Origin of the sequence: Acinetobacter junii CIP 64.5 (assembly GCF_000368765.1) — a bacterium.
Taxonomy (GTDB): domain Bacteria; phylum Pseudomonadota; class Gammaproteobacteria; order Pseudomonadales; family Moraxellaceae; genus Acinetobacter; species Acinetobacter junii.
In genome coordinates, this window is the sequence record NZ_KB849655.1 from 411,505 (window position 1) to 423,549 (window position 12,045).

Sequence of the window (12,045 nt, forward strand, 5' to 3'; positions counted from 1 at the left end):
TGGATCGCAGAGTAAAGCCTACTGCAGCGGTATGAATTATTATATATACAATTGTCTTTAATTGATTAGCCGATTGTCTTACTTCTTGTTCAAATTTTAGGAATTTCGACCCGATTAGATATGTACAAAGCAAAACTTAATTATTTTTCAATCGAGATGAGAGATTTGAAACTTTATTGTTATAAATCAGCTTGAGATAGCAGCATTTATTGAATTAAATGCTGCTATCCTACACATTATTGGTTCACAACTTGTAAATCCAAACCAGCAGCATTTGCTAGTTCAGTAAAAGTTGGGAAACTAGTCGCAACCGTCTCTGTACCATGAATTGTAATCGCACCAGCGGTTCTTAAACCAGCAATACTGAAACTCATTGCTATGCGATGGTCATGGTGTGATTCAATCTCGCCACCATTAAAGATTGCAGACCAATCACCTGATTTTCCTTTACCTTCGATAATGATACCGTCTTCTGTTGGCGTACAATCGATGCCCATGATTTTCAAACCATCTGCCATCACTTGGATACGATCAGATTCTTTGACACGTAATTCAGCAGCACCAGTTAATACTGTTTGACCTTCCGCACATGCTGCAGCAATGAATAATGCTGGGAACTCATCAATTGCCAAAGGTACTTGATCTTCAGGCATGTGAATACCCTTGAGTGTACGAGAACCTTTGATATGAATATCTGCGATAGGTTCACCACCTGCAATACGCTCATTTTCTACCGTCAAATCAGCACCCATCTGTTTAAGAATTTCAATCACACCAATACGTGTTGGATTGATTCCAACAGCTTCAAGAATTACATCAGCACCTTCTGTGATTGCGGCACCCACCATGAAGAATGCAGCCGATGAGATATCAGAAGGAACTTGAATATCAGTACCAACTAACTTACCACCACCCACAAGTGAGATTTTATTACCTTCGGTTTTCACATCATAACCAAAAGCACGCAACATACGTTCTGTGTGATCACGCGTTGGCTCTGGCTCTGTCACCGAAGTTTCACCTTCTGCCCATAAACCCGCCAATAAAATACCTGATTTGACTTGAGCCGAAGCCATTGGCAAGTCGTAATCAATACCCTTTAAAACTTGGCTACCCGTAATGCTAACTGGCGGTGTACCTTTCTCACCTGTGGTTTGAATTTGCGCACCCATCAAACGCAATGGTTTTGCAATACGTTCCATTGGACGCTTAGACAGCGATGCATCACCAGTCATGACAGAATCAAATTTTTGAGCAGAAAGCATTCCAGACAACAAGCGCATACTTGTGCCTGAATTACCCATGTATAAAGCACCAGCAGGGGCTTTTAGACCTTGCATTCCAACGCCATGAATCGTCACTTCACCATTCTTTGGACCTTCGATGCTCACTCCCATATCACGAAAAGCTTGGAGAGTTGCTAAAGCATCTTCGCCTTCCAAGAAACCTGTTACATGAGTTGTGCCTTCTGCAATCGCACCAAACATGATAGAGCGATGTGACACAGACTTATCACCTGGTACGGTGAATTTACCTGTAAATGTTTTCTTTCCGGGCAAAATGGTAAATTGCTGTGTCACCTTGTTTTTCTCCATCAAAGGTTTTTTGGCTAACATATGATTAAAGTGTTGGCGTGCAGCTTGCGCATGGCCAAGCAAACCCATCAATGCTTGTGAATCTTCTTGTTCAATCAGTTTCTTTAAAACTGATAACTGCTGTTCAAAACCCTCTACAGCATTCAAGATTGCAGTTTTATTGGCAAAGAAAATGTCATGCCACATCTGAGGATCACTTGCTGCGATACGTGAGAAATCACGAAAACCACCTGCAGCATAGCGAAAAATATCTAAATTATCTTCACGGTTTGCAAGTTGCTCAACCAAATTAAATGCCATTAAATGTGGTAAGTGGCTTGTATGTGCAAGCACTTCATCATGCTTCTTCACATCCATGCATATAACTTCTGCTTTTGCAGCAGACCATAGTTGAATCAACTTCTCAACAGCCCAATCTGCACTAGTCGGTAGTGGCGTCAAAATCACTTTATGATTGGCAAATAAATCAACTTTACCCGCATGCACACCTGTATGTTCTGCACCTGCAATTGGATGTCCTGGTACAAAACCTATAGGTAAATTTTCACCAAAGACCGCTTTAGCAGCTTCAACCACATTACCTTTAGTACTACCAACATCTGTGATAATGACATTTTCAGTTAGGTAAGGTTTGATCTGTTCAAGTACTTTTTGCGTCGCTCTGACAGGTAAGGCTAAAACAATTAAATCTGCATCTTGAACAGCTTCTTCAGGTGTTGCATAACCGTATTGAATAAGCCCTAGTGTTTTGGCATCTTCTAATGTTTTTTTTGAGCGTGTTGACGCAACAATTTGACCAGCAAGCTGTTCTGCCACAATCACACGAGCAAGACTCGACCCTATCAGCCCAAGCCCAATAAATGCAACTTTCTTAAATAATGGTTGAGACATAAAACATTTTTGCCTATCTGAAAATCTCTCTAACCTCTCTTTAAAAAAAGATCGGAAAGTATCTCCCTTTAAAAAGGGAGACTGGAACGGATTTAAAATAAATTGAACTATAAAACAGCGATAGGATATGAACCCAATACTCGCAATTCTTTTACATTAGGTCGAATTTCATCTAATGCTGCAGCTACATTTTCTTGATCAATATGCCCTTCCAAATCAATGAAGAAAACATAAGCCCATTTCTCAGGAAGCGCTGGACGAGTTTCAATACTAGTCAAACTAATTTTATGTTTGGCAAATGGCGCCAGGATTTCCAATAAAGCACCCGCACGATCATGTGCAGAGATCAGTAAAGACGTTTTATCATTACCACTTTGTGGAATTTTCTCGCGACCAATCACAAGGAAACGAGTCGTATTTTCAGGGTTATCTTCAATGTTGCTATGTAATATCTCTAAGTTATACATACTTGCAGCAATATCTGAAGCAATAGCGGCAGAATGCCACTCATTACGAATACGGCGAGCAGCTTCCGCATTTGAATTAAGCGCTACACGCTCTACACCTGGATAATGCGCATCTAACCATTTGCGACATTGAGCAAGGGTTTGTTGATGTGCATAAATCTGTTTAATGCTGTCTTTACGAGTATTTTCAGATACGAGAAATTGATGATGAATGCGAAGTTCTACTTCACCAATCACATTTAAAGTAGATGATTTAAAGCAATCTAAAGTGTGGTTTACGATACCTTCTGATGAATTCTCAACTGGAACAACACCATAATGCGCACCACCAGCTTCAACTTCACGGAACACTTCATCAATCGTTGGCAATGGGCGCACAACTGCATCTTTACCAAAATGTTTTATCACAGCTGAATGCGTATATGTACCTTCAGGACCTAAAAATGCAATGCTTTGAGGTGCTTCAAGTGCTAAACAAGCGGACATGATTTCACGAAATAAACGTGCCATCGTCGCATCAGACAATGGACCTTGATTACGTTCCATCACCTTACGGAGAACTTGAGCCTCACGTTCAGGACGATAAAATAATGGGTTTTCTTCAGCTGCAAATTTCGCTTTTGCTACAGCTTCAGCCAGCGTAGCTCGACGGTTAAGTAATTCTTGGATTTGTTGATCAACACTATCTATATCATTACGAATTTGTTCTAAATTAAGTGACGTCGATGTGTTTTGTCCATCGTTTACCATTGAATGCAGCCTCAGCAAAATCATCTATATAAATGGGTTACAATTCATCTATGAACTGTTATGCGAAGCTAGTATAACAAGACTTTAACGCTTTAAACACGTGAAGATTTAACTCTTTTTGCTTAGGTCAAAGCCCTTGCGCATTTTTATAAATGGTTTTTCGCAAATCATTACAATCCCGACCTTTGTTTTTAAAATTATTTATCAAGCATCAGATTCCGCTTTATTCAATCACTACAGACAAAATTCAATCAAGTTTGATAAAATCTGTAAAAAATAAAAATTGATGCCATCCATGATAATGAATATAAAAACACCTTTACTGATTAGCGTAATCGCCACAAGTCTAACAGGATGCATAGGCTGCTATAATCCAACAGGATGTAATAAAGATTCTTCACCCTATTATGTTACAACGACAACAACTCAAATCAGAGGAATAACTGTTCCTAAGGCAACCAAACTCAAATACAAATCAAAAAATTCATTTCAAAAAGACCAACAGCAACATCCATTAAATGAAAAAGATTTAACAAGCATTGAACTTCCACCAAATACGGCGATCAATTGGGGAGGAATGCCCTCTTATTTATTTATCAAATTTTTTAATTCAGAAATGAAAGGATATTCTATTTATCCTGTTAAAGAGCTGAAACCTCAAATAGAAAATTCATTCGTAAAGCTCTGGAAAAGTTGTGATAGTGCATTGGACGTTACTTTGAAAAATCCAAATGATTGGTCATTTAATCCAGAAAATATGGAAGTTACAGGATGTAGTGTGAATATTCAAAAAAGAAGTCAATATAATAATCATTGGCCAAACCAAGATGAAGCAGATAAATTTCTGCTTGATATCAATCGTGCTTTACAAAAGCTCCCTAAACAGAAAACTTATCCAGTGATTCAATATTCAACAGAAGAACAATAAAAAAGCCTGCTAAAAGCAGGCTTAGGATATCAAAGTTGGCTTATGATTTACCAATCAATCCACGAGCTACTATTTCTTTCATAATCTCATTGGTACCACCATAAATACGTTGAATACGAGCATCAACAAAGAAACGTGAGATTGGATATTCAGTCATATAACCATAACCACCAAATAACTGAAGTAAGTTATCAGATACCTTCATTTGCATATCTGTACTGAAACTCTTCAGTGCAGCAGCCGTTTCAACATCTAACTTACCTTCCATATAAAGCTCTACGTTCTGATTGTAGAAAGCTGCTGTTGCCAACTCATCAATCTTCGCTTGAGCCAATACAAAACGCGTATTTTGAAACTGCGAAATTGCCTGACCAAATGCTTGACGCTCTTTTACATAAGCAGTAGCTAAATCAATTGCACCACGAATTGCACCTAAAGCTGTAGATGCAATTGCTGTACGTTCACGAGGCAATTCTTGCATCAAATAAGCAAAACCAGAACCAGCATTACCAAGCAATTGATCTTTAGGTACTTTTACATTATCAAAGAACAATTCAGATGTATCTTGCGAGTGCAAGCCAATTTTATCGAGGTTAGTGCCTTTCTTGAAACCTTCGAGATGAGTATCGACCAGTAGTAACGATACACCCTTAGCACGTGCTTGTGGATCAGTTTTTACCGCAAGAACAACAACATCCGCGTGTTGACCATTTGAAATAAATGTTTTTGATCCATTCAAAATGTAGTGGTCACCTTGTAGGATTGCACTAGTACGCATAGCCTGTAAATCAGAACCCGCACCTGGCTCGGTCATACCAATTGCACCAACCGCCTCGCCTGATACCATTTTTGGTAACCAATATTGTTTTTGCTCTTCTGTACCAATATGTTGAATATAAGGAGCAGCAATTTCAGAGTGACATGAAATTGCTGTCGATAAAGCACAATATCCCGCACGAGCAGACTCTTCAACCAACATCAATGAATAATGTGTTGGCACACCATAGCCACCGTACTCTTCAGGTACATCTACACATAAAAAACCATTTTCACCCAGTAAATTCCAAACTGAGCGCGGCATAATGCCTTCACGTTCCCATTGATCGTAATGTGGAGCAACATGCTCACTCATAAAACGTTTGAAATTATCACGGAAGAGTTCCAAATCTGCATCGTAAGCTAACATCGCTATTTCCTTTCGCTTTCTTTGTTCTTAAAAGTTTGTTTCGCAGTCATGCTAATGATTTTTCAAGTTGATGTCATGGTCCGTTTGCATCAATTCACTAGACTGATTCGGTCAATAATTTCGCTTGTAATGTTTAATATTTCGCCAAAACAAATTAAACCGAATTTATCTCAGCGTTTATTACTCAACATAGCCAACTTTATGTCATATTATTTTCTAGTTATCGATCACATCAGAATTATCATGAATACCAAACGAAATATTTATAAAACCGCAGAACATCCGTTTGCTCAATATGTTCGTATTTTAGGTAAAGGTAAAACAGGATCGCGCTCTTTAAGCTATGAAGAAGCATATCAAGCATTTAGCATGATTTTGAAAGATGAAGTGCTAGATGTTCAACTTGGCGCATTTTTAATGCTTTTGCGTGTCAAAGAGGAATCTGTTGATGAACTTGCTGGTTTTGTTCAAGCAACACGAGATCAACTCAACTTTGAATCTTTAGATGTTGATCTAGATTGGTCTTCATATGCTGGAAAACGTAAGCATTATCCATGGTTCATTCTTGCAGCTTTAACATTAGCTCATCATGGTTATAAAATTGTAATGCATGGAGCATCAGGTCACACAATTAACCGTGTTTATACTGAACAGGTATTAGAATATTTAGGCTACCCAATTTGCCATAATCAACAAGAAGTAAAACAGCAACTTGAACAACATCATTTTGCTTACTTACCACTTGAAACAATATCACCGATTTTGAGTGATCTAATATCACTCAGAAATGTAATGGGTCTTCGCTCACCAATTCATACACTGGCACGTTTAATTAATCCATTTAATGCAAAGGCAACTTTACAGGCAATTTTCCATCCTGCTTACAGATCATCACATCAACAAACAGCTTTTCGATTAGGCTATAAAAATAGCGCTGTGATAAAAGGTGAAGGTGGTGAATTTGAGCGTAATCCTGATGCCAAGACTTTAATTTGTGGGATTAAAAACGGTGAGTTGTATGAGCATGAATTACCTAAACTGACACCTGATCGTAGCCCTATTGAAGAAGAACTTGATTTAGCAGTGTTTAAAGCGGTGTGGCTGGGTGAGCAAACACATGAATATGGTGAAATGGCTGTGATTGAAACAATGGGAATTGCTTTATATACGATGGATGCTGTAAATAGTTATGGTGAAGCGATGACTAAAGCGAAAGAACTTTGGGAATCTCGTTTGAGTTAAATGAGACTTATTATAAAATAAAATAGAAATGTATTAGCTCAAACCTGATCTGACAGTTACCGATATTTGCTTAAGACTGTCAGGCTAAATTTAAGCTAGTACAATTTACATATTCCTGTGATTTTTTAGCCATATATTTGCTAAAATCTCCAACTTATTTTTAGAAGTATTAAAAACCTAAATATATTAAAAAATCAGCAATAGACTCATAGAAAAAAAATGCGATTCCAAAAATAAAAGTGAACAAAGATAAAACCTCATTTATAATAATTTGTTTTTTAAATTTTTCACATAAATAAATAACATTATCCTGATACAGATTTGGATATAACCTTGGACTCTTTTCTCCACGTTTTGCAAAATACGGCATCTTTTTATTACGTTTGTATGATATAAAATATGAAAACCACATCGTGGAGAATATAAAATTAAGTTGTAATACTTTTTCAAAAGAGATACCTACCTCATCTAAATATTCTTCAATACCATATATTTTTTCAGAAAGTTCTTTACTATTTTTTTTGATAAATAATAGATTATATATATATATACATAATAGTAACATTAACCCAATAACAAGTAAGCCAATTAAAATGCTACCATGAAAATCAACTAATTGACTTTCCATTAGCATACTCCTGTCCTTTTTTTGAGTTCATCTTCAGCCAAATCTGCACCATATTTACCCCCTCCAATCACACCTGCACCAATAACTACAGCTGTAATAGTCAAGGAAACAGGTAACGAAATTGTATATCCAGCTGCCCCAGCCACAAGACCAATAATATAAATTACCCCTCTTGCTACAACTTTTCCGCCAAAGTTACCAACAGTTCCTCCGATAATACCACCAGCAATCTTACTACCTTCTATCACAGCTACCTTCTTTGTAAGCTCCATATCACCCGTGTTGTAGGCATCCATTGTATTTTTTAAAAATATTGCAGCGCCTAAACCCACAACCAATTGTTTACCCATTCTTAAGCCAACACTGATTTTCCCCAAATCTACAATCATTTTATCGTAATGCTTCAAACCACCTCTTACAGCATCAGATCGAATAAGAGAATCCGTTTTCATATACTTTCTCATTAGAGGGATTTGAGTCTGAGGCTCAACAATATGCATATCCTTGAGTGCTGTACCCAACTGGCTATAAAGTGAGGCATGTTTTTTCTTAAAATCTGAAAAATGCTTTGGATTTGCATATTTAGATTTCATTAGCTGTTCACTTTGATAAGCAGCCATAATCGCATCATTACTTTTTATCACTTTTTCTAGTGATGTTTCTTTCATAACTAGAAGCTGATTCTTTTTAAGCTTTCTATCTCGCTCGCTTTTTTGGTCAGCGCTATCTACAATTTGTCCCGCTCTTTCTTCAACTTGATCCAGTAAATCATCATCACCTCGACAATATTCCTTCCTAAACTCATCAACTGTAATGACTTTCTTTTGACCACTTACATTGGCTAATGCCATTTCAGTAGCATGTGACCAATAGTCGTACAAAAGTTCATAATTTGCAGCAAAAAATGCCGCATCAAAGTTTGAGGACTTTCTCAGTAGATTCAATTTTTCTTCGATACTTCTTGCTAACTGCTTATATTCACTCAGCTTAGAATCATTTCCATTTTTATTCGACAAAATGACCACCTGACACGGTTTAAGCACAGTCATTGGTCCATTAGTTGATAATTCTGGTAAATGGGCATTGTTATTTTTAAAAATCGAAAATTCCTTTACCGTAGGATGGTATGCATAGATACGTTTTAATAATGCATCGACAGTCTCATCTTCTCGAATCAATAACCAACCAACTTCCATACCTTCTTTTATATAAACTTTTTGGATTTTATTTTCTTCTATCGGGGAACTTTTCGAGTGATGGTATTTAAACTTGATCTCGGTAAACTTTCCGCTTTCAGATTGTGCTAAATGTGGAAGAATTGCCCCCTGATACCATTTATCATCTAAGAAAATATCAACTTGAACAACCGCAGTATCATAGTTCACCTCAATTTTATGGGTTTTCATAAACTTATTAAAAGGTGTCAGTTTAGATACATAGGTAGATTTAGCTTCGGATGTTTTTGCTGTAATAACATATTTCAAACGTGACAAAGCAATATGTTTTGGCAAATTCTTTAATACAGCTTGTGCCAACTTAGGTTGAGAATACTTTGCCATCTTAGTTATCCAATTTCTTTATTTTGTCATTGATTGCATGTAGATAATAATTCTCCTGTTTATCGGTGACAAATGCCTGAGTCAAACCATTCGCATCTGTTTTTCCATAGCTTACATGCCCTTGATCGTTCATTAACATGTAAGAAGTGAAAGGCATTAAGTCTTGCGTTTCTTTATCACGTAGTTCGAATTGGATATTATATTGACCTAAGGTCGGTATTAAAGGAATTTCAGCCTGAGCATTTGCCCCCCCATAAACAAATGTTGCCCTGCCTTAACTTCAAACTTGCCTCCAGTAACAGGAAAAATACCGGAGCTGTTAATTTTAATTTGTGAACCGCCCGCCGTAATCACAATCTCGCTGGGGCTAGTGATCTCAATTCGATCTTCAGTAGAGATAATCTTGATACCTTGCTTAGCAAGTAAATCCATACCATCGCCTTGAGCATGCATGTCAAACTTACCTTTAGCAGCTACTTGTTTGATTCCATTCTGAGCCGCGAATAAACTAACCTTGCCACTCACATGTGCAACCAAATTTCTCTGCGTACTCAAATTGATACTATCACCCGCAAACTGATTAATCTGTCCATCAGCAGATAAATGAATATCATCACTGCTACTCAAACCAATTCCTGCAGGCGAGCTCAGTAGCAATAAAGCTTTATTAAATTTGGCAATTTTTTCTTCAATCTGACTAGCAAACGCTTTCAATTGTTCAACTGATTCTATTTCATCGGTTTGTTGATTCTTTGCGACTTCACTTAAAGCTTTTGCATTATTTTGATTAACTTCAAATTGTTGTTTAGCTGATTGAGCATCAAGGTGTTCACCTTCTGCTTGGTCTTGAGAATGAGTTGTGATGAGCAGACCCTCGCCAGCTCTAAGCGCACCACATTGATCAGTACGTAATTCAAAACCTTCACCACGCTCTTCACTTTCTGCCTGATTTTTCGGATGACTCAACTTACCTAGGTTAAGTTGACTTATGCCGTGACTACTTTGTAACTGAGCACTGATCTGTCCTGTAGTATCATCAAAACGTAGTTGGTTAAAACCTTCACCTTGATATTCTTTGGATTTAATCCCTGATAATTTCTTGGTATCAGGTAACTGACCTGCATTATCAAATTTTGTTGGATAGCGTTGTGCTTCGTGGATTCTTCCCACTACAAAAGGGCGATCAATATTGCCATCAAAAAAATCAATAACTACGATTTCATCAATACGTGGTAAGAACCGAGCTCCATAACCTTCACCAGCCCAAGGGGTTAGTACATCTACCCATGCTGAATCGGTGTCATTATGATTGGCACCAGCACCACCATCATGATTATGGTCTTCTTGTCTAGTAAATAGAAAACGAACTTTTATACGTCCCCATTCATCAACATGGATTTCATCTCCACTCGGCCCTACTACTTGAGCACGTTGTGGTGATACTGCTGGGCGATGTTGTAGTGGATGATATTCGGGCACAGTTTTAATACTTCGTCGTTGTAAAGACAGTGTATTTCCTTGCCGCTCTTCTGTATTTATCTTAGTAATAGAGCTTTTCCAACGACTTTGTTCAAGTAATTGCTCGATTTGTTGATTTAGTTCTTTGGGTAAATTGTTTTGGTTATAAAAGTTTTTACCTGTAATTAGAAATTCTTTGTCTGAACTGATATGTTGGTCGATTTCAGGGTGATCAACTAATGCAAACCAGTATCCAATTTGTGTATCGCGTACAGTCGTCTTTGCCGTAAAGTATTTAGATTTTAGGTTATGGTACTGTCCTAAGTTTTGGTTGAATTTCTCTATTTGTGAATTACCTGAGGTTGTAGCTCCATCTTCACCATTCAAATCTTGAATCCATGCAGGACTGAAATGCCATGCATCTTCTAATTGTAGGCTGGCATTATTATATTGATTACTGTGTTGATGTGTACTTTGAACACTACCTGCACCTTGTTCTTGTTCAAGAGCATCGGCTTGCCAGCGTTGAATATGTACCGCTGTCGGTTGTAGAGAACGTTCAGCGATAAGGCTGGTCATGCTATCGTATTGTTCTGTTGCACTACTACGATGGTAACGAATTGACCCTCTATCTAAGGCTTGGTAATGACTATTATCATCAATTAATCGTAACTTTTGGGCTTGGATTGGGCTCAAGTTATTTGTAACAATAAGTTCTACTTCATCAACAAGCCAATTGATACCTTCACTACGTAACAACCGAGTTAGAAAGTCATAATCCGTTTCATTGTGTTGCATAACAAACGGACGGACATCATATTCTTGATTTAACCCATTGAGATCAAGCACTAGTGTTGATGCAAACAAAGGACTTTTTTGTTGCCATTCTTTAAATAAGATTTCCACTACATCAATCGCAGTTTTATTCATAAATACACGGCTATTGCGGCGTTTTTTCCACAATGCAGTTGGGTCTTCTAGGGTGAGTTTATAGAGTGTGAGACTTCCATCAGATTGCCCTTGAAGTGCTTGGGTAATTATCCCTGTAGTACGAAATAATTTTCCTGCATCAGTCACCTGATCAATCGCAACAAGACAACCAATAAATTGTTTTAATGGAATCATTACATTAGTTGACAAGCATAGTAGCTCAGCGATTAGCCCATCATTGATTCGATGTTCACCATCAATGCGTTGTAAAAAGACTTGGGAATTTAAATATTGATTAGAAAATTGAATATGTAAGGCACGTTTTTGTGAAGTTATACCTAGGCTTTCTAAGACATGAAATATATGATCTAACATCTCTTGTTATTAAAAATCACTCAAATTTCGGCGATC

The 12,045-nt window shown here is 37.5% G+C and carries 9 protein-coding genes; 2 read left to right on the forward strand and 7 right to left on the reverse strand.

The genetic code is table 11. The annotated features are described in order from the left end of the window. Positions 1–236: 236 nt before the first annotated feature. The gene (locus F948_RS07715; protein ID WP_004962292.1) at positions 237–2,486 is read right to left on the reverse strand and encodes a bifunctional prephenate dehydrogenase/3-phosphoshikimate 1-carboxyvinyltransferase; all 2,250 of its coding nucleotides are present in this window, start codon (positions 2,484–2,486) and stop codon (positions 237–239) included. Positions 2,487–2,593: 107 nt separating this feature from the next. Further along, positions 2,594–3,703, reverse strand: coding sequence for a prephenate dehydratase (pheA, locus tag F948_RS07720; protein ID WP_004962294.1), 1,110 nt, complete (start codon positions 3,701–3,703; stop codon positions 2,594–2,596). Positions 3,704–4,004: 301 nt separating this feature from the next. Here pheA and F948_RS07725 point away from each other — a divergent pair, with 301 nt between their 5' ends. Next, complete coding sequence (locus F948_RS07725; RefSeq protein WP_004962297.1) at positions 4,005–4,631, forward strand: hypothetical protein; 627 nt, start codon at positions 4,005–4,007, stop codon at positions 4,629–4,631. A gap of 40 nt (positions 4,632–4,671) precedes the next feature. Here F948_RS07725 and F948_RS07730 read toward each other — a convergent pair whose 3' ends face one another. Further along, on the reverse strand, positions 4,672–5,817 hold the full coding sequence (locus F948_RS07730; RefSeq protein ID WP_004962299.1) for an acyl-CoA dehydrogenase family protein: 1,146 nt from the start codon (positions 5,815–5,817) through the stop codon (positions 4,672–4,674). Between the two features lie 243 nt (positions 5,818–6,060). Between F948_RS07730 and F948_RS07735 the strand changes: the two genes are divergently transcribed. Next, a complete protein-coding gene (locus F948_RS07735; RefSeq protein WP_026057432.1) occupies positions 6,061–7,059 on the forward strand; it encodes a glycosyl transferase family protein in 999 nt (332 codons plus the stop codon). A gap of 169 nt (positions 7,060–7,228) precedes the next feature. Here the strand turns inward: F948_RS07735 and F948_RS07740 are convergent, their stop codons facing one another. From F948_RS07740 to F948_RS07750, 4 genes are all read right to left on the reverse strand, one after another. Continuing rightward, positions 7,229–7,687, reverse strand: coding sequence for a hypothetical protein (locus F948_RS07740; RefSeq protein ID WP_004962303.1), 459 nt, complete (start codon positions 7,685–7,687; stop codon positions 7,229–7,231). After that, positions 7,687–9,246: a hypothetical protein gene (locus F948_RS07745; RefSeq protein WP_004962305.1), complete on the reverse strand. Its 1,560-nt coding sequence runs from the start codon at positions 9,244–9,246 to the stop codon at positions 7,687–7,689. The genes F948_RS07740 and F948_RS07745 overlap by 1 nt, the downstream gene beginning before the upstream one ends. 1 nt (position 9,247) lies before the next feature. Then, positions 9,248–9,403 carry a hypothetical protein gene (locus tag F948_RS16390; RefSeq protein ID WP_017397554.1) on the reverse strand — a complete coding sequence of 52 codons (156 nt, stop codon included), beginning with the start codon at positions 9,401–9,403 and terminating at the stop codon, positions 9,248–9,250. Between the two features lie 62 nt (positions 9,404–9,465). Continuing rightward, positions 9,466–12,009: a type VI secretion system Vgr family protein gene (locus F948_RS07750; protein ID WP_004962306.1), complete on the reverse strand. Its 2,544-nt coding sequence runs from the start codon at positions 12,007–12,009 to the stop codon at positions 9,466–9,468. Between the last annotated feature and the right edge of the window lie 36 nt (positions 12,010–12,045).